This is a genomic window from Mycobacterium rhizamassiliense, assembly GCF_900157375.1.
GTDB classification, from domain to species: Bacteria; Actinomycetota; Actinomycetes; order Mycobacteriales; family Mycobacteriaceae; genus Mycobacterium; species Mycobacterium rhizamassiliense.
Genome location: NZ_LT721901.1, coordinates 1,294,622 through 1,311,416, shown reverse-complemented (window position 1 = coordinate 1,311,416; position 16,795 = coordinate 1,294,622). Strand labels below are relative to the sequence as shown.

The 16,795-nt window shown below is 67.5% G+C and carries 20 protein-coding genes and 1 pseudogene; 14 read left to right on the top strand and 7 right to left on the bottom strand.

Annotated elements, in window-relative coordinates:
• The first annotated feature begins 43 nt into the window (after positions 1 to 43).
• The gene (locus MRAB57_RS06485) at positions 44 to 358 is read left to right on the top strand and encodes a hypothetical protein (protein WP_077086845.1); all 315 of its coding nucleotides are present in this window, start codon (positions 44 to 46) and stop codon (positions 356 to 358) included.
• A gap of 2 nt (positions 359 to 360) precedes the next feature.
• On the opposite strand, the gene MRAB57_RS06480 is transcribed toward MRAB57_RS06485, so the two are convergent.
• Positions 361 to 1,464 carry a DUF1214 domain-containing protein gene (locus tag MRAB57_RS06480; protein ID WP_077086844.1) on the bottom strand — a complete coding sequence of 368 codons (1,104 nt, stop codon included), beginning with the start codon at positions 1,462 to 1,464 and terminating at the stop codon, positions 361 to 363.
• Entirely contained in the window at positions 1,461 to 2,048 is a 588-nt protein-coding gene (locus tag MRAB57_RS06475) for a TetR/AcrR family transcriptional regulator (RefSeq protein WP_077086843.1), read from the bottom strand. The genes MRAB57_RS06480 and MRAB57_RS06475 overlap by 4 nt, the downstream gene beginning before the upstream one ends.
• Positions 2,049 to 2,076: 28 nt before the next feature.
• On the opposite strand from MRAB57_RS06475, the gene MRAB57_RS06470 reads away from it, so the two are divergent.
• From MRAB57_RS06470 to MRAB57_RS06455, 4 genes are all read left to right on the top strand, one after another.
• Positions 2,077 to 3,312 (top strand): sulfotransferase family protein, encoded by a 1,236-nt coding sequence (locus tag MRAB57_RS06470; protein WP_077086842.1) that lies wholly within the window; start codon positions 2,077 to 2,079, stop codon positions 3,310 to 3,312.
• A gap of 167 nt (positions 3,313 to 3,479) precedes the next feature.
• Positions 3,480 to 4,037 carry a CsbD family protein gene (locus MRAB57_RS06465; protein WP_077086841.1) on the top strand — a complete coding sequence of 186 codons (558 nt, stop codon included), beginning with the start codon at positions 3,480 to 3,482 and terminating at the stop codon, positions 4,035 to 4,037.
• Positions 4,038 to 4,067: 30 nt separating this feature from the next.
• Positions 4,068 to 4,742: an IF2 family translation initiation factor gene (locus tag MRAB57_RS06460; protein WP_077086840.1), complete on the top strand. Its 675-nt coding sequence runs from the start codon at positions 4,068 to 4,070 to the stop codon at positions 4,740 to 4,742.
• A gap of 52 nt (positions 4,743 to 4,794) precedes the next feature.
• Positions 4,795 to 5,688: an alpha/beta fold hydrolase gene (locus MRAB57_RS06455; protein WP_077086839.1), complete on the top strand. Its 894-nt coding sequence runs from the start codon at positions 4,795 to 4,797 to the stop codon at positions 5,686 to 5,688.
• 2 nt (positions 5,689 to 5,690) lie between these two features.
• Here the strand turns inward: MRAB57_RS06455 and MRAB57_RS06450 are convergent, their stop codons facing one another.
• Positions 5,691 to 5,903 carry a TOBE domain-containing protein gene (locus MRAB57_RS06450; protein WP_077086838.1) on the bottom strand — a complete coding sequence of 71 codons (213 nt, stop codon included), beginning with the start codon at positions 5,901 to 5,903 and terminating at the stop codon, positions 5,691 to 5,693.
• Between the two features lie 51 nt (positions 5,904 to 5,954).
• Positions 5,955 to 6,560 (bottom strand): TetR/AcrR family transcriptional regulator, encoded by a 606-nt coding sequence (locus tag MRAB57_RS06445; RefSeq protein ID WP_077086837.1) that lies wholly within the window; start codon positions 6,558 to 6,560, stop codon positions 5,955 to 5,957.
• A gap of 150 nt (positions 6,561 to 6,710) precedes the next feature.
• On the opposite strand from MRAB57_RS06445, the gene MRAB57_RS06440 reads away from it, so the two are divergent.
• On the top strand, positions 6,711 to 8,033 hold the full coding sequence (locus tag MRAB57_RS06440; protein ID WP_077086836.1) for a cytochrome P450: 1,323 nt from the start codon (positions 6,711 to 6,713) through the stop codon (positions 8,031 to 8,033).
• 1 nt (position 8,034) lies between these two features.
• On the opposite strand, the gene msrA is transcribed toward MRAB57_RS06440, so the two are convergent.
• Complete coding sequence (msrA, locus tag MRAB57_RS06435; protein WP_077086835.1) at positions 8,035 to 8,550, bottom strand: peptide-methionine (S)-S-oxide reductase MsrA; 516 nt, start codon at positions 8,548 to 8,550, stop codon at positions 8,035 to 8,037.
• Positions 8,551 to 8,678: 128 nt separating this feature from the next.
• On the opposite strand from msrA, the gene MRAB57_RS06430 reads away from it, so the two are divergent.
• The 3 genes from MRAB57_RS06430 (at position 8,679) to MRAB57_RS06420 (ending at position 10,640) form a co-directional block, all read left to right on the top strand.
• Complete coding sequence (locus tag MRAB57_RS06430; RefSeq protein ID WP_077086834.1) at positions 8,679 to 9,185, top strand: nuclear transport factor 2 family protein; 507 nt, start codon at positions 8,679 to 8,681, stop codon at positions 9,183 to 9,185.
• Complete coding sequence (locus MRAB57_RS06425; protein WP_077086833.1) at positions 9,182 to 10,195, top strand: NAD-dependent epimerase/dehydratase family protein; 1,014 nt, start codon at positions 9,182 to 9,184, stop codon at positions 10,193 to 10,195. The genes MRAB57_RS06430 and MRAB57_RS06425 overlap by 4 nt, the downstream gene beginning before the upstream one ends.
• A 67-nt stretch (positions 10,196 to 10,262) precedes the next feature.
• Positions 10,263 to 10,640, top strand: a complete 378-nt coding sequence (locus MRAB57_RS06420; protein WP_077086832.1) for a DUF427 domain-containing protein — start codon at positions 10,263 to 10,265, stop codon at positions 10,638 to 10,640.
• On the opposite strand, the gene MRAB57_RS06415 is transcribed toward MRAB57_RS06420, so the two are convergent.
• Positions 10,624 to 11,043, bottom strand: coding sequence for a nuclear transport factor 2 family protein (locus tag MRAB57_RS06415; RefSeq protein ID WP_077086831.1), 420 nt, complete (start codon positions 11,041 to 11,043; stop codon positions 10,624 to 10,626). The two genes, MRAB57_RS06420 and MRAB57_RS06415, sit on opposite strands and share 17 nt — an antisense overlap.
• 61 nt (positions 11,044 to 11,104) lie before the next feature.
• On the opposite strand from MRAB57_RS06415, the gene MRAB57_RS06410 reads away from it, so the two are divergent.
• The gene (locus MRAB57_RS06410; protein ID WP_077086830.1) at positions 11,105 to 12,016 is read left to right on the top strand and encodes a DNA-3-methyladenine glycosylase family protein; all 912 of its coding nucleotides are present in this window, start codon (positions 11,105 to 11,107) and stop codon (positions 12,014 to 12,016) included.
• Between the two features lie 44 nt (positions 12,017 to 12,060).
• Positions 12,061 to 12,612, top strand: a complete 552-nt coding sequence (gene dps, locus MRAB57_RS06405) for a DNA starvation/stationary phase protection protein Dps (protein ID WP_077086829.1) — start codon at positions 12,061 to 12,063, stop codon at positions 12,610 to 12,612.
• A 9-nt stretch (positions 12,613 to 12,621) separates the two neighbouring features.
• On the opposite strand, the gene MRAB57_RS06400 is transcribed toward dps, so the two are convergent.
• The gene (locus MRAB57_RS06400) at positions 12,622 to 14,067 is read right to left on the bottom strand and encodes a chloride channel protein (RefSeq protein ID WP_245835855.1); all 1,446 of its coding nucleotides are present in this window, start codon (positions 14,065 to 14,067) and stop codon (positions 12,622 to 12,624) included.
• A gap of 77 nt (positions 14,068 to 14,144) precedes the next feature.
• Between MRAB57_RS06400 and MRAB57_RS06395 the strand changes: the two are divergent.
• The 3 genes and pseudogenes from MRAB57_RS06395 to MRAB57_RS06385 form a co-directional block, all read left to right on the top strand.
• A pseudogene (locus MRAB57_RS06395) lies at positions 14,145 to 15,110 on the top strand (pirin family protein); the annotation flags it as partial.
• 19 nt (positions 15,111 to 15,129) lie between these two features.
• Entirely contained in the window at positions 15,130 to 15,765 is a 636-nt protein-coding gene (locus MRAB57_RS06390; RefSeq protein ID WP_425436701.1) for a TetR/AcrR family transcriptional regulator, read from the top strand.
• An 80-nt stretch (positions 15,766 to 15,845) separates the two neighbouring features.
• Positions 15,846 to 16,787 (top strand): class I SAM-dependent methyltransferase, encoded by a 942-nt coding sequence (locus tag MRAB57_RS06385; RefSeq protein WP_077086827.1) that lies wholly within the window; start codon positions 15,846 to 15,848, stop codon positions 16,785 to 16,787.
• Positions 16,788 to 16,795 lie beyond the last annotated feature (8 nt).

The following is a 16,795-nucleotide window of genomic DNA, read 5'->3' as shown; positions in this document are numbered from 1 at the left end:
GAAGTTGTGATCGGTAGCGACGGCCGGGGCCTGAAATCGCCTGATGAACCGAACGCTCGTCACGGGGCTCGCCGCGGCCGCCGTCGCCCTTAGTCCAGTCGGCGTGGCCGCCAGCGCCCAGGCGGCGCCGGGTCCCTTCGCCACCGACAACTTCACGGTCCCGCACAACTGGTGCCCGGGCCAACCGCTGCCGATGCCCGACGTCCGCTGGGACATGAGCGTCTGCCACCACTGGTACTGGGTGGCCGTCGGCGGGACGGGCAACGTCGGCCAATTCGTCTGGGAGGGTGACGCTCCGCGCCGGCCGCTGGGGCCGCCCCCGTGCTACGGGGCCCCGATCTGCCTCCCGGGTCTGTAGCCCTAGCTGACCTGGGTCGGCGCGTCGGAGACCTTCACCAGTTTCACCTCGGGCCGCGCCGGAACCTCCTCGGCGAGGAACCACCGGAACGCCAGGTTACCGCGCGGATAGCCAAGGGCGGTAAGCGAATTCGGGTGCGCCGTGGTCCCGCGCGACAGGACGACGGTGACGGTGCCGTCGCTGTTGGGCACCGCGCTGTGGCCGTTGATGGAGCAGCGGGCGTCCGACGCCCCGAACGTGGCCATGAACTGGTTCCACACCACCAGGTTCCAGAACCTGCACGCCGGCGGCCGGTGCGTGATCACCAGCGCCTCGTCGTCGTCGAGCACGAAACTGCCGTATGCATAGCAGGCATCGCGCGCCGACCAGCCGAAGTTGGCGTCCGGCACCTGATAGGGTTCGGCGAATTCGTTTGCGGCGTGCACGGTTTCGTGCCCCAGCGCGTGCTCGTCGTCGAGTCGCGTCCCGACGGCCATCGGCACGATGGCGAACATGGTGCGCAGCCAGGTGGCCGCGGCCCGCAGGCTCGCCGCCGTCTCCGCGTCGCCGTGCCGGATCGGGTCGGACTCGTCGAGGGCTTCGATGTTCCACATCACCGGCCGGCCGGTCAGCGGATTCCCCTGGTAGTCACGAGTCATCAGCACCGCCGCGTCGGGTGTGGCGGGGAACTCGAAGCTGAAGTTGCCGTCGGCGTCGATGTCCAGGTCGGTGTCACGGATTATCGCCACGACCCGGTCCGACCAGGCGCCTGGCGTGGGCTCGTTGTAGGCGGTCAGCGAGAAGTACACGCTGTCGCCCTTATTGCCGCTGACGCGATAGCGCCGCTTCGCGTCGATGGGGCAGATGAAGTAGTAGGCGTCGGTGTTGTCGCCGCCCCACCGACGGTCCCGGCGGAACGGGGTGTTCACCGCGACGAACTGCGGCCGGCCCGGCTCGGGGAACAGGTAGGTGTCGAGCGCGACGCCCAGGGTGGCGGCAATCATCCGGTAGCCGTCGGCGACGTGGCGGTCGTCGGTGACGGCGCGGTCGCCCTCGAGGAAGCCGCGGTCGACGTCGCCGATGGTGGCGAGCAGCTCTTTCCACGCGGCCGTCGATTCGTGCGTCATGCGCTGATTCCTTTCAGGAGCAACGTGGTGGTGCGGTCGACCCAGGTGTCGTCGAGTTCGTCGGGGCGGGTGAGCAGGCCTATCAGCGTGATACCGGCGATGGCCTCGGTGAGTTGGGCGGCCAGTGCGGTGGCGGGCACGTCGTGCCGAACCTCGCCGCGGGCCGCGGCGCGCTCGAGCAGCTCGGCGAGGCCACCGCCGATGACGCCGGCGAACCGCTCCAGCAACGCCGAATGCAGGCTCGGGTCCGCGGCCATCTCGCCGACCAGCCCCGGCAGGGCAGCCCTGGCGGCCGGTGTGGTGAGGAAAGCCATTGAGCGGCAGATCATTTCGTGTAAGTCCTCGGGCAGTGAACCGGTATCGGGCAGCTCCGTCGCTGCGCCGATGGGGAACACCGCCTCGTGCACCAGGTGCGCCTTGCTCGGCCAGCGCCGATAGATCGCGGGCTTGCTGGTGCCGGCGCGCTCGGCGATCGCCGAGACCAATAGTGAGGAGTAGCCGGTCTCGGCGAGCAGTTCGACGGTGGCGCTGAGCACGGCGGCGTCGATGCGTGGATCACGAGGTCGGCCAAAATCTACTACCATTACGAAACTCAGAGTAACATAAGTCGCCGTGACCGATGCCGTTCGCCTCAATGACCTCGCCCAGCCCCAATTCAGCCCCGAAGCCCAGGGGATCCTCGACATGATGGCCTCCATCGCCCCGGACATGCCGCTGGACGCCGACTCGCTGCACACGCGGGCCAGCGCCGACACCGGCCTCGACGATTTCGGGCCGGACGACTACCGCGAACGGCTCGACGTCTACCTGGCCGCGCTGCGCGACATCGACGGGCTGCACGCGGCCGGAACGGTGAACTTCTACGGGCAGCTGCTGCAGCTGCTCAAGAACCGGCTGCTGCTGACCGACTTGCTGAACCGGCACCCCGAGATCGACGACATGGAACTGCATGCGCCCGTGGTGATCGCCGGTCTGCCCCGGACCGGCACCACCCACCTGCACAACCTGCTGGCTGCCGCGCCCACCTTCCGCACCATGCCCTACTGGGAAAGCGTCGAGCCGTTTCCACTGCCGGCTGAGGCGGGTGTCGACCCCGATCCGCGGCGCGCCCGGATGGATGTCGCGGTCGGGTTGGTCGACACCGTGATGCCGCACTTCGCGCTGATGCACGAGATGACCACCGACCACGTGCACGAGGAGATTCAGCTGCTGGCCAACGACCTCTCGACGATGCTGTTCGAGACGCTCGGCGAAGTGCCGCAGTGGCGCGACTACTACCGGGCCCACGATCAGACGCCGCATTACCAATACCTCGCCCGACAGCTCAAGGCCATGCAGTTCCTGCGCGGCGGGCGGCGCTGGCTGCTCAAGTCGCCGCAGCATCTCGAGCAGGTGCCGGTGCTCGACCGTGTCTTCGGCGACAGCATCGTCGTGTTCACGCACCGCGATCCCGTGCCGGTGGCGCTGTCGATGATCGCGATGATCACCTATTCGGCCCGCATGCACCGCTCGCCGGTGCCGGTGGAACAGATCGCGCACTCCTGGATCGACCGCCTCGATCAGATGCTGTCCGCGCTCGTCCGCGATCGCGACACGCTGGGTCCCGACCGCTCGATCGACATCCGCTTCGACGACTTCATGGCGAACGAACTCAGCGTCGCCGAGCAGGTGTACGCCCTGTCCGGCGAACCGTTCACCGACGAGGCGCGCACCGCGATCACAGACTACCTGGCGGGTCACCGGCGTGGCCGGCGCGGACAGGTGCAAACGTCGTGCGAAATGTTCGGGCTGACCGAGGACGCGCTGCGTGCTCGTTTTGCGCCGTATGTCGAGCGATTCCTGAAATAACTTCGATCGCGCGATTCGGTCCACGGCAAGTGGGAACCCCCTAACACATCGGACTGAGAAGCCAGTCCTACTCAGTGTCCGGGCCACGCCGAAATGTGGCCTCCCTAAGCCCTTGGCAGTACCGGGCTTTGACGAAAGCAACCAAATCCAGCGCCGAAGGAGACTCCATGGCTGACCAAGGCAAATCCGGCCAAGCGCGTAAAGGACTGATCGACTCGGTAAAGGGCAAGGTGAAGGAAGTCACCGGCGCGATCACCGGCAACGACTCGCTGACCGCCGAAGGTCAACTCGAACAGACCCAGGCCCACGAACGCAAGGAAGCCAACGCAATTGAGGCCGTCGCCGACGCGGAGGCCCGGCAGGCCCGGGCCGAGGAAGCCGCGACCAAAGTCGATGCGGCCCGGCAGCGCCTAGCCGCCAACGCGCAGACATCGATGGTCGAGGACTCGATCGAGGCGCAACAGGCAGCCCAAAACCGGGCCGCGGATCGCGCCGCGCAGCAGAGTGCCGCGGCGAAACAGACGCAGGCCGAGATGGATGCCCAACGCGAGATGCAACGGGCCCGCGCTGAGGAGCAGCAGGAAATCGGCGATGCGGCAGACGAAGTCGTCAATGCCGCCGCCGAGCATCAAAGCTCGGTGCAGGCGGCCACCAACGAGAAGGCGGAGGCCGATCGCTTGCGACGCGAGGCCGAGAACCTGTCCAACGAAGCCGACCTGCCCTGACGGCGAGACAGACAATAGAGGAGCAGTTGAATGAAGATTTCCAATGTCCCCCTGGCCGCCTTGCGCTTTCAGTACCAGCTCGCCCGTTTCCCCCTGCAGCTGATCGAGGACCGGGTCATCACCCGGATCGGTAGTGAAGTGCCCGCGCGACTGCTGTACGAGCGCTCGCTGGGCCTGCTGGACGCGACTGTCGGCAGGGCGCTGCGCGACGCGGGGCTCGCCGAGCGTGGCGCCGCGCTGCTCGAGCGGACCGACGCACTGAGCCAGGCCGCGCAGCTCGACGCGCAGGCGACAGCGCGGCGTGAGCAGGCCGATCAGAAGCTAAAGACGGTGCGTGACAATGCGATCGAGGAGCGGCAGGAGGCGCACGCGGAGACCGAGCAGCAGATCAAGGACGCACGTAACGCCGCGCAGGACCGCAAGCGGGAAGCGGTCGACGCCGCCCAGAAGCAGAGCGCCGCGGCCAAGCGGCAGGCCAACGAGGCCGCCGCCCACCGCAAGGAGGCCGCCGAATCGGCGCGAAGCCAGGTGGAGAAGCGAACTCGGGCCACTGAGAAGGCCGCGTCGCAGGCTGCCGACTCGAAGCTCGACGATGCGCGAGCTAAGCGCAGCGAGGCCGCAAGCACTCGCGCGCAGGCGGACCGGATCAAGGACTTGGCGACCGCCGAGAAGGAGAAGCGCCAGGCCGAGCGGGCGACCGACTAGCGCGAGGCGTCCCACCATTGCCGCGCGCGCACCGCGGGGCTAGCTTGGCCGCATGGTCACCATGCCCGCACTGGACGGCTCTGTCGCTTTGGAACATCGATACATCGACCTTGGCGACGGTGTCACCATCCACGTCGCGGACGCGGGGCCGGCCGAGGGGCCGCCCGTCATGCTGGTGCACGGCTTCCCGGAAAACTGGTGGGAGTGGCACGAGCTGATCGGACCGCTGGCCGCCGATGGCTACCGGGTGCTCTGTCCCGACCTGCGTGGCGCGGGCTGGAGTTCGGCGCCGCGCTGCCGCTATACCAAGGTCGAGAAGGCCGAGGACCTCGCCGGCGTGCTCGACCGACTGGGGGTGGGCCCGGTCAAGCTGGTCGCCCACGACTGGGGCGGGCCCACCGCGTTCATCATGATGCTGCGCCACCCGGAGAAGGTGAGCGGCTTCTTCGGCATCAATACCGTTGCGCCCTTTGTGAAATTCGGTCCGTCGTCGGTGCTCAATCTCTGGCGGCTCTGGTACCAGATCCCGATTTCACTGCCGGTCATCGGCCCCCGGTTACTGCGCGATCCCAACTCGCGATTCATGCGAATGCTGGGCCCCTGGGTGGGCGGCGGGTTTTCGATTCCCGAGGAAAGCGCCAGCCTGTACCTCGAGTGCATGCGCGAGCCCGGTCACGCGGAGGCGGGCTCGCGCTGGTACCGCAGCTACCAAGCCGGCGAGATGCTGCGCTGGGTGCGCGGCGAGTACGCGGACGCCCGCGTTGACGTCCCCGTCCGCTGGTTGACCGGCACCCGGGACCCCGTGATCACTGCCGACCTGACCAACGGATATGCCGACCACATCAGCGATTTCGACGTGGAGCTGGTCGATGACGTCGGCCACTGGATCGTCGCGCAGCGACCGGACCTGGTGCTGGACCGGGTGCGGGCGTTTCTGAAACTCTGAGTTCAGTCGACGCCAATGGTGACTTCGGTCGACTTGATGAACACCGTCGCGGCCTGACCGACTTTGAGGCCGAGGTCCTCGGCCGCGGCCTTGGTGACCGAGGACGTGACGACCTGGTCACCGCCGTCGAGCTTGACCTTGACGATCGCCATCACCGAGCCGAGATCGACCTCGGCGATGGTCCCTGTGAGCTGGTTTCGGGTGGATAGCCGCATCGCAGTCCTCCGTAAGTTGGGGGTGTGCGATGAGCGTAGACCGCGGAGCGGCTAGTGGCGGGGTCCGAGCAGAGCGATGGACGCATCCACGGCCGGCTCGAGGATCCCCCGAACGGGCTTTCCGTCTTCGACGGCAAGTGCGGTCAGTTCCCGCAGCCCGCCCAGCAGGATCACGGCCAGCGGGCTGGTCAGGGGCGGCAGGTCGGCCCGCCGAAAACCGGGGCTGGCGCTGAGGTCGATCAGCAGGGTCGACAGCAGCTGCAACCCGCGACGCTGGACCGGGCGGGCGACGGCGCCCAGCGAAGGCAGTTGGCGGATCCAGCTGAGCGTGATCGCCGGCCGCGCCTCGATGTAGCCGACGTACGCCTCGACCGCCTGGCGGATCTGCTGATGCCAGTCGGCCTCGAGATCGACGGCGGATTGGATGCCCTCGCCGAGCTTTTCGATGTCGACGCTGAGCAGCTCCAGGAAGCACTCTTCCTTGCTGGCGAATTGGCCGTAGAACGTGCGCTTGGACGTGCGCGCGTGCCGCACGATGTCGGCCACGGTGCTGGCGGGGTAGCCGCGCTCGCAGATCGAGGTGGCCAGGCCGTCGAGCAGCCGCACCCGAAAAGGGTCGGGCTCGTCGGTCACGGTGTCGCCCACCGGCGTTGTCACCGTCGTCGCTGCTGGCACGGTCCGCGGCCTTTCATTGCGATCTCACACCTTGTCAGGCTTGGTACCACAGAGTACCGTACTAAGAAAGGTCTGTGGTACATCGACGTACCAACCCCGGATTCGGGGCGGATATTGGGGAGCAGCGCCGCCATGAGCGAACTAGCCACCGCCGCACCTGCGGCCGCCGACGTCAAATTGCCCCCCGCGGCCCGAAGCCCGAAGCTGTTGCAGGGCTTGGGCTTTGCCATGTCCCGGCGAATGATGATGCGACGACTCTCCCGCCGCTACGGCGGCGTGGTCACGCTGCGCCTGCCGATGTGGGGGCCCGTCATTGCCGTCAGTGACCCTCAGCTGGCCAAGCAGATCTTCACCACCAGCCCCGACGAACTCGGCAACATACAGCCCAATTTGAGCAGGCTGTTCGGTTCCGGCTCGGTATTCGGACTCGAGGGCGACGAGCACCGCCGCCGCCGGCGGCTGCTGGCGCCGCCGTTTCACGGCAAGAGCATGAAGAACTACGAGAGCATCATCGAAGAAGAGACGCTGCGCGAGACGGCCGGCTGGCCCGAGGGCACGTCATTCGCGACGTTGTCGCCGATGATGCGAATCACGCTCAACGCGATCCTGCGCGCGGTCTTCGGGGCCGAGGGCGCCGAACTCGACGAACTGCGCCGGCTCATCCCGCCGTGGGTCACCCTGGGCTCACGCCTTGCGGCGCTGCCAAAGCCGAAGCGCTATCCCCGGCTCGGCCCGTGGGGCAGGCTGGACAAGTGGCGGCGCCAATACGACAGCGTCATCGAGAAGCTGATCGCCGCGGAGCGGGCCGACCCGAACTTCGCCGAGCGCAACGACGTGCTCGCGCTGCTGCTGCGCAGCACCTACGAAGACGGTGCGGCCATGTCGCACAAGGAGATCGGCGACGAGCTCCTTGCCCTGCTGGCCGCCGGGCACGAGACCACCGCATCCACGCTGGCATGGGCGTTCGAGCGGATCAGCCGGCACCCCGAGTTGCTGGCGGCGCTCGTCGAGGAGGCCGATGGCGGCGGCAGCGAACTGCGCCAGGCGACCATTCTGGAGGTCCAGCGGGCAAGGACCGTCATCGATTTCGCCGGCCGCCACGTCTACCCCGAGGCCTTCCAGCTCGGCGAATGGGTGATCCCGCGCGGCTACTCAATCATCGTCGGCATCGCGCAGATACACGATAACCCCGACGTGTTCCCCGATCCCTGGCGCTTCGACCCGCGGCGCTTCATCGACTCCAAACCCGCTGCGCTGTCCTGGATCCCGTTCGGCGGCGGAACTCGGCGGTGCGTGGGGGCGGCGTTTGCCAACATGGAGATGGACGTGGTGCTTCGAACGGTGTTGCGCCACTTCACTATTGAGACCACCGATGCGCCAGATGAGCGCTGGCACTGCCGGGGAGTCGCCTTCACCCCGAAGGACGGCGGCCCGGTGGCGGTGCGCCGCCGCTGAGTTACTGCGCCGCCGAGGCGCGGCGCGGCAGCTTCCAGTCCGGGCGGATGTAGTGGCAGGTATAGCCGCTGGGGTAGCGCTCCAGGTAGTCCTGATGCTCGGGCTCGGCCTCCCAGAAGTCGCCCGCCGGGCTGACCTCCGTCACGACCTTGCCGGGCCATAGGCCCGACGCCTCGACATCGGCGATGGTGTCCAGCGCGATGCGCTTCTGCTCGTCGTCGACGTAGAAGATGGCCGACCGGTAGCTCATGCCGCGGTCGTTGCCCTGGCGATCCTTCGTTGTCGGGTCGTGAATTTGGAAGAAGAACTCCAGCAGCGCCCGGTAGTCGGTGGCGGCCGGGTCGTACCCGATCTCGATGGCCTCGGCATGCGTGCCGTGGTTGCGGTACGTCGCGTTGGGGACGTCGCCGCCGGTGTAACCCACCCGGGTGGAGACGACGCCGGGAAGTTTGCGGACCAGATCCTGCATTCCCCAGAAGCAGCCGCCGGCGAGGATTGCCTTTTGGGTGGTTGTCATTGCCTTGCCTCGTTTCGCTCGCACCGCATAGTCGCAACTCTCCTCCGATTATCCTGATCTTTTCCGCCGGGCACCGCGGCGCCGCGAAACCCTCGACAAACTGCGGTAGAACGTGTTCTAGTTTTGGCGTGAGCAGCCCGCAATTCTCCCGGAGCGAACTCGTCGATGCCTTCGCGAAATTCGAGGCGACCGTCGATGCGGCGGCGCAATCACACGACTGGGACGCCTGGGTCCAGCACTACACACCCGACGTCCTCTACATCGAGCACGCGGCGGGCACCATGCACGGCCGCGACGAGGTGCGCGAGTGGATCAGCCGGACGATGGGCACCTTTCCGGGCAGCCACATGGTCGCGTTCCCGTCGCTGTGGTCGGTGATCGACGAGCCGACCGGCCGCATCATCATGGAACTCGACAACCCCATGCGCGATCCCGGTGACGGCACCGTCATCGGCGAGACGAACATCTCGATCATCACCTACGCCGGCGACGGACTGTGGCGCCAGCAGGAGGACATCTACAACCCGCTGCGCTTCGTGCAGGCCACGTTGAAGTGGTGCCGCAAGTCGCAGGAACTCGGCACGCTCGACGAGGACGGCGCGGCATTCCTGGAGCAGTACGGAGGGGCCAAGTGACCGGCAAGCCCAAACTTGTCATCGGCGCCAACGGTTTTCTGGGTTCGCACGTCACCCGCCAGCTCGTCGCCGACGGGGCGCAAGTGCGGGTGATGGTGCGCGAGGGCGCCAACACCCGGTCCATCGACGACCTCGACGTGACCCGCTTTCACGGCGACGTCTTCGACACCGCCACCGTGCGCGAGGCGATGGAGGGCGTCGACGACGTGTACTACTGCGTCGTCGACACCCGCGCGTGGCTGCGCGACACGGCGCCGCTGTTCCACACCAACGTCGAGGGCCTGCGCAACGTCCTCGATGTCGCCGTCACGCGGCCGCTGCGCAGGTTCATCTTCACCAGCACCTACGCGACGGTCGGCCGCAAACGTGGCCGCGTGGCGACCGAGGACGATGTGATCGCCTCGCGCGGGCTGACCCCCTACGTGCAATCCCGCGTGCAGGCCGAGGACTTGGTGATGCGCTATGTCGCGGACGCCGGCCTGCCGGCCGTCGCGATGTGCGTGTCGACGACGTACGGCGACGGGGACTGGGGCGGCACCCCGCACGGCGCCTTCATTGCGGGCGCGGTGTTCGGCAAACTGCCGTTCCTGATGAACGGCATCCAGCTGGAAGTCGTCGGCGTCGACGACGCCGCCCGGGCCATGCTGCTCGCCGCCGAGCACGGCCGCGTCGGCGAGCGATACCTGGTCTCGGAAAAGATGATGGCGCTCAACGATTCGATCCGCATCGCGGCCGACGAGGGCGGCGTCCCGCCGCCGCAACGCGCGATTTCCGTGCCGATGCTCTACACCCTGGCCGCGGCGGGCACGCTGAAGGCCAAGTTCACCGGCACGGACGCCCAACTCAGCCTCGCGTCGGTGCGGATGATGCGCGCCGAAGCCCCCGTCGACGCCGGCAAGGCCAGGCGGGAGCTGGGCTGGCAGCCACGTCCGGTCGAGGAGTCGATCCGCGAGGCGGCCCGGTTCTGGGCCGCGATGCGCGCCCCGCGAACGGCCGCGCAGCCCGAATAGGCTCGGCCGCCGGGAAGGGTTGAGCGCATGCTGGTGTTGAACTCGTGCGTCTGAGGAGGTATTACCCATGACCCACCGCGAAGTCTTGGAGCCCAACGCCGGGCACCCGATCACCGTCGAGCCCACCAAGGGGCGGGTGCAGGTTCGCATCAACGGCGAGGTCGTCGCCGACACGACGGCCGCGCTAGAGCTACGGGAAGCCACTATCCCTGCGGTGCAATACATTCCGCTCGACGATGTGGTCGCCGACCGGTTGACGCGCACCGACACCGTCACATATTGCCCGTTCAAGGGCGACGCCAGCTACTACAGCGTGACCACCTCGGCCGGGGACACCGTCGAGGACGCGATATGGACCTACGAGCAGCCGTATCCGGCCGTGGCCCAGATCGCCGGGCACGTGGCGTTCTACCCGAACAAGGCCGAAATCAGCGTTCTTCAGTAGCAGCCGGGGCTCGCCACCCCGGGAAGAGTTCTGCCGCCGAACGCGTGTCGCTGTATTCCCGCATCGACACGATCAGGCCGTCGCGCGTCTCGAAGACGCAGATGAACGGGCTGCTGTAGTGCTTGCCGTTGGCGGCGGTGCCTTCGGAATGCGCCTCGACCACCACCGTGTCGCCCTCGTTGATGCAGCGCAGCAAGTCGATTTCGATCTCGACCGCACGCTTGCGTTGGTCGACGGCGCGGCGAAAGTTGTCTCTGTCGACGCACAGGCAGGTATACAGGCTCCAGTAGGTGAAGTCGTCGCTGAGCAGCGAGAAACCTTCGTCCACATCGCCGCCCTGGCTGAGGCACTGCAGGAACATCCATGCGAGTTCGGCGTGCGGGGCGTCGAACGGAGTCACCACACGGCAATAGTGTCTTGAGAAACAGTTGCCGGTCAATAAGGACGGAAGCTAGGGAGCGTCGGTGGACGGTGTGCGGACGGTGACGTTCACCGGGGCGGTCAGCTTCGGCCATACCCTGGCGCCGTTGCGCCGGGGTCCGCGAGACCCGTGCTTCCAGATGCCGGGCGACGGCAGCATCTGGCGAACCAGCCTGCTGTCCACCGGGACTGTGACCGCGCGGCTGAGCCGCACCGCGCCTAACGCCGTTCACTGCCAGGCGTGGGGCGACGGTGCCGAGGAATTCCTCGAGCTGTTACCCGCGTCGCTGGGCGTCGACGACGACTCGTCGGATTTCGTGCCGCAGCACCCGACGGTTGCGGCCGCCCACCGGCGGGTGCCGCACTTTCGCCTGGGCCGCACCGGGCGGGTGCTCGAGGCGTTGATCCCGGCGATCATCGAGCAGCGGGTGCCCGGCGCCGACGCGTTCAAGGCCTGGCGCGTGCTGGTGTCCAAGTACGGCACGCCGGCGCCCGGTCCGGCGCCGGCCGGCATGCGGGTGTTGCCGTCGGCGCAGGCGTGGCGGGCCATCCCGTCGTGGGAGTTCCACCTGGCCAACGTCGATCCGCGGCGGGCACAGACGGTGGTCGCGTGCGCGCAGCGCGCCGCTTCGCTGGAACGGCTGGTGTCCCGCCCGGCCGAGCAGGCCCGCAAGGCGTTGATGTCGTTGCCCGGGGTGGGCGTATGGACCGCCGCCGAGACCGCGCAGCGCGCCTTCGGCGACGCCGACGCCGTTTCGGTGGGCGACTACCACATCCCGAAGATGATCGGCTGGACCCTGGCGGGCCGCCAGGGCGACGACGAGCTGATGCTCGAGTTGCTCGAGCCGATGCGGCCGCACCGGCATCGCGTGGTCCGCCTGCTGGAAGTCAGCGGGTTGGCCTACGAGCCGCGCCGGGGTGCACGACTTCCGGTACAGCAAATCCACTCGCTCTGACCAGCAAGTGTTTTCCACCGAGTCCATCGGGTACACGTCGGGACATGACTCAGTTCACGATTCCGGGATTGACCGACAAGCAGGCGGTGCGGCTTACCGAATTGCTGCAGAAGCAGCTGAGCACCTACAACGATCTGCATCTGACGCTGAAGCACGTCCACTGGAATGTGGTGGGCCCCAACTTTATTGGCGTGCACGAGATGATCGACCCGCAGGTCGACACGGTGCGTGCATATGCTGACGATGTCGCCGAACGCATTGCGGCCCTTGGTGGTTCGCCACAGGGCACTCCCGGCGCGATCATCAAGGATCGCTCCTGGGATGACTACTCCGTCGGCCGCGACACCGTGCAGGCGCATCTGGCCGCGCTGGACCTGGTCTACAACGGCGTCATCGAAGACATTCGCGAAGCCATCGACGAGACAGACGAACTCGACCAGGTGACCCAGGACCTGCTGATCGGGCAGGCCGGCAGCCTGGAGAAGTTCCAGTGGTTCGTCCGGGCGCACCTGGAGAGCGCCGGCGGGAAGCTGCAGCACGGGGGCGCGTCCACCGAGAAGGGCGCAGCCAAGACCGCGCGCAGCAAGGCGAAGTAGCCACCGAGGCTATTCGGGTGCCGCACGGCGCTCGCGCTCCGCTTGGGCGACTTCACGATTGAGGCGCTGCGCCTCGTAGATGGTCACGTTGGTGCGGGACAGTAGCAAGGCCGCGATGCCCACCGAGATGATCGCCCCCGGCACCACCGAAAATGAGCCGGTCATCTCCGCCACCATGATCATGATCGCCAGCGGAGCGCGAGCGACGCTGCCGAAGCACGTCATCATTCCGACCACGACGAAGATGCCGGGATGATGTGGCACGCCGGGCAGTTCGCATAGCTCGCCCAGCCGCCAGACCGCCGCCCCGACGAACGCGCCGATGACGATCCCGGGTCCGAACAGGCCGCCGGAACCACCGGTGCCGATCGACAGCGACGTCGCGACGATCTTGGCGACCGGCAGGACGACGACGATCCACAGCGGGATCTGCAGCAGCGCACTGCGATCGGCCGCCAGCTGGGCCCAGCCGTAGCCGCTGCTCAGTATCTGCGGGATCAGCAACCCGAGCAGCCCAACGAGGAGGCCGCCGGCCGCGGGCTTGAGCACCGGACCGCCCGGCAGCCGGCGGGTGAGCCGGACGGTGGCGTGAAAAACCCGCGCATACAGATAGCCGATCGCCGCCCCGGCCAGACCGATCACCACGAACCACAGCAGCGGCCATGCCCGCTCGAAGCGATACTCGGCGTCGATGTAGCCGAACAGCGGATCGAAGCCCAGCACGGCGCCGAGCACGGCGTAGGCGGTCCCCGACGTGATGAAACCCGGCAGCAGGCATCGGTAATCGAAGTCGTCGCGGTAGGTGATCGACGCGGCCAGCACCGCCCCGCCCAGCGGCGCGGCGAAGATCGCGCCGATGCCCGCGCCGATGCCGAGTGCCACCGCGATCCGGCCGTCCTCGTCGGAGAGGTTGAGACGTCGGGTCAGCAGCGAGCAGAAGCCCGCCGAGATCTGCGCCGTGGGGCCTTCGCGGCCGGCCGAGCCGCCCGAACCGATCGTCAGCGCGCTCGCCACCATCTTGACCAGCACGGCCCGGAACCGGATGGCGCGCGGGTCGCTGTGCACCGCCTCGATGGCCGCATCGGTGCCGTGGCCGGTCGCTTCCGGGGCGAGTCGGGCGACGAGCACCGCGGACACGAGCGCCCCGGCCGTCGTCACCAGCGGGATCACCCACGGGCGGGCGAAGCCGGTCGAGCCGCGGCTACCACCCTCGCCGACGGGCGTCGGCTGGTGATAGTCGGCCAGATATCCGAGCAGGAAATCCGCGGTGTATTTCAACGCGAGGTAGAAGACGACCGCGCCCAGGCCGGCGATGACACCGATGGTGAGGCCCAGCAGGAACCACTTGCGCAGGTAGCTCGCGTTCCTGATCGCCGCCCCGAATCGTCCGCCGGCGGCGGCGGCCGGAGCCGCCGCGGGCAAGGGCTCGTCCTCGGTCGGCTCAGTGGCGGGCACCGGGCCATCGTAGGGCATCGGGGAATAAACGGACTTTGGTCCGGTTATATGGGCAGCATCGAAAAATGGAGGTTGATATGCCTGCTATCACCGCAGACACGTTGACGCTGCCCCGGATCACCGCGGCCAGCCCCAGCGACACCGAGCGCCCGGTCCGGTCGATCACCACCGGCCCGCGCGGATACGAGGGCGAGGGATTCCCCGTCGTTCGGGCATTCGCCGGGGTCAGCGCCGCCGCCCTGGACCCGTTCGTCCACATGGACCAGATGGGCGAGGTCGACTATCAGCCCGGCGAGCCCAGGGGTACCGATTGGCACCCGCACCGCGGCTTCGAAACCGTCACCTACATGCTCGACGGCAAGTTCGCGCATCAGGATTCCCACGGCGGTGGCGGTTTGATCACCGACGGGGCCACGCAGTGGATGACGGCCGGGTCGGGCATCCTGCACATCGAGACGCCGCCCGTGGAGTTGGTCGAAAGTGGTGGGCTCTTCCACGGGATCCAGCTGTGGGTGAATCTGCCCAAGAAGGACAAGTTCGCGACGCCCCGGTATCAGGCGATCGCAGGCGGCGACGCCCGATTGTTGGCCTCCGACGACGGCGGTGCGCTGGTGCGCATCATTGCCGGCGAGATAGACGGTCATCGCGGGCCCGGCGTCACGCACACCCCAATTACGTTGGCGCACGCGACGATTGAAAATGGGGCAAGGCTCAATATTCCATGGCGGCGCGATTTCAATGCGCTGATTTATTTGCTGTCCGGAAGCGGTTATGTCGGTCCGGTCGGCCATCCGATTCACGCAGGTCAGCTGGCGGTGTTGGGGCCGGGGGATCGAATCACCGTGGGCGCGGAACCTGCCCAGGATTCGTCGTCGACTACGGCAATTGAGGTGTTGTTTTTGGGCGGCCAACCGATTCGCGAGCCGGTATTCCACTACGGGCCTTTCGTGATGAACTCGCGCGCGGAATTGATCGAGGCGTTGGAGGACTACCAGGCCGGAAAATTCGGCAATATTCCGCCGAATGCGTTAATGCCACATCGCGGCGTGGCACAATCCGCTAGTGCCATCAACGGGGAGGCGCAGGCCGGGGCGCCCACCGGCCGCGAAAGCAGATGAGACGCGCAAGAGGATCTTGCGCGCGGCTCGTCTTGTCTTCAGCGAGCGCGGCTACGAGGGAGCGACGTTTCAGGCCATCGCCGTGCGCGCCGACCTGACCCGTCCGGCCATCAACCACTACTTCTCCAGCAAGCGGGTGCTGTACAAGGAAGCGCTGACCCAGACCGCCGAACTCATCTTCGGCTCGGGCATCGCGCAGGCGGACCGCGAACCATCGCTGTTGCCGCGGCTGACCGGATTCATCTCCGCCGCGGTTGCGGTGAATCGCGAGTATCCGTCGGCGTCGGCGTTTTTGATGGGCTCCATCCTGGAAACCCAGCGGCACCCGGAATTGAATCAAGCCGAAAACGATGCGGTGCTGATTTGCCGCGACTTTTTGACCCGGGTCGTCAACGCCGCGATCGAGGACGGTGAGCTCGATCCCGCCATCGACGCCAACGCGCTGATCGAGACCCTGCTGGTGGTGATGTGCGGGGCGGGGTTCTATGCCGGGTTTGTGCACAGCTACCCGGAGTTTCAGCCCATCACCGACATGCTCGGGCAGCTGCTGGACGGCGCGCTGCTGGGGTCTAAGGACTGATCCGGCCGCTTACCCGGGGCAGTGAGATCGGGCACAAAGCGTATAGGCTAACTAACTTATTCGGGTAGCATGGCCGGGAAATGTCTGATGTCGGCGGCACCTCTTCGTCCGCGTCCTCGCTGCGTGCCGAGGGCGATTCCTGGGCCATCACCGAGCTCGTCGGCGCGACCGCGTTGGGCGTCGCCGCCTCGCGCGCCGCGGAGACCGCAGGCCGCAACCCGCTGATCCGCGACGAGTTCGCCCGCACCTTGGTGTCGTCGGCCGGACCGGCGTGGGCGCGGCTGACCGACCCCGACCTCGCCTGGCTGGACGGCGACGCGGCGGGCCAGCGCGCACATCGCCTCGGCATCGACTACCAGGCCGTGCGCACCCACTACTTCGACGAGTACTTCGCCGGCGCCGTCGGCGACGGGCTCCGGCAGGTCGTGATCCTGGCCGCCGGGCTGGACTCGCGCTCCTACCGCCTCGACTGGCCCGCCGATACCGCGGTCTACGAGGTCGACCAGCCGCAGGTGCTGGACTACAAGTCCAAGATCCTGGAATCGCACGTGCCCACCGCCAGCCGGCGTCCGGTCGCGGTGGACCTGCGCGACGACTGGCCGGCCGCGCTGGCGGCCGCCGGATTCGATCGCGCCCAGCCCACGGCGTGGCTCGCCGAGGGCCTGCTGCCCTACCTGCCGAGTGATGCCCAGGACCGGCTGTTCGAGATGTTCACCGCGCTGAGCGCCCCCGGCAGCCAGGTCGCCATCGAGATGTTCGGCCTGAACTCCCGCAGCAACACCAGCCGCTGGCAGCGGATGCGCGACCGCCTCGGCCTGGACGTCAACGTCGAGGCGCTGACCTTCCACGAGCCCGACCGCTCCGATGCCGCCGAGTGGCTGGGGAGCCACGGCTGGCAGGTGCGCGCGGTGAGCAACCGCGACGAGATGGCCCGGCTGGGCCGCGCGGTACCCGAAGACCTGGCCGACGATGCCGTCCGCAGCACCCTGCTGCGCGCGCGTTTCGCCGGACCGAAGCACTGACCCACCGA

Coding starts and splice junctions, on each gene's coding strand:
- MRAB57_RS06485 (WP_077086845.1), top strand. CDS start 44: ATGAACCGAACGCTCGTCACGGGGCTCGCCGCGGCCGCCGTCGCCCTT.
- MRAB57_RS06480 (WP_077086844.1), bottom strand. CDS start 1,464: ATGACGCACGAATCGACGGCCGCGTGGAAAGAGCTGCTCGCCACCATC.
- MRAB57_RS06475 (WP_077086843.1), bottom strand. CDS start 2,048: ATGGTAGTAGATTTTGGCCGACCTCGTGATCCACGCATCGACGCCGCC.
- MRAB57_RS06465 (WP_077086841.1), top strand. CDS start 3,480: ATGGCTGACCAAGGCAAATCCGGCCAAGCGCGTAAAGGACTGATCGAC.
- MRAB57_RS06460 (WP_077086840.1), top strand. CDS start 4,068: ATGAAGATTTCCAATGTCCCCCTGGCCGCCTTGCGCTTTCAGTACCAG.
- MRAB57_RS06455 (WP_077086839.1), top strand. CDS start 4,795: ATGGTCACCATGCCCGCACTGGACGGCTCTGTCGCTTTGGAACATCGA.
- MRAB57_RS06450 (WP_077086838.1), bottom strand. CDS start 5,903: ATGCGGCTATCCACCCGAAACCAGCTCACAGGGACCATCGCCGAGGTC.
- MRAB57_RS06440 (WP_077086836.1), top strand. CDS start 6,711: ATGAGCGAACTAGCCACCGCCGCACCTGCGGCCGCCGACGTCAAATTG.
- msrA (WP_077086835.1), bottom strand. CDS start 8,550: ATGACAACCACCCAAAAGGCAATCCTCGCCGGCGGCTGCTTCTGGGGA.
- MRAB57_RS06420 (WP_077086832.1), top strand. CDS start 10,263: ATGACCCACCGCGAAGTCTTGGAGCCCAACGCCGGGCACCCGATCACC.
- dps (WP_077086829.1), top strand. CDS start 12,061: ATGACTCAGTTCACGATTCCGGGATTGACCGACAAGCAGGCGGTGCGG.
- MRAB57_RS06385 (WP_077086827.1), top strand. CDS start 15,846: ATGTCTGATGTCGGCGGCACCTCTTCGTCCGCGTCCTCGCTGCGTGCC.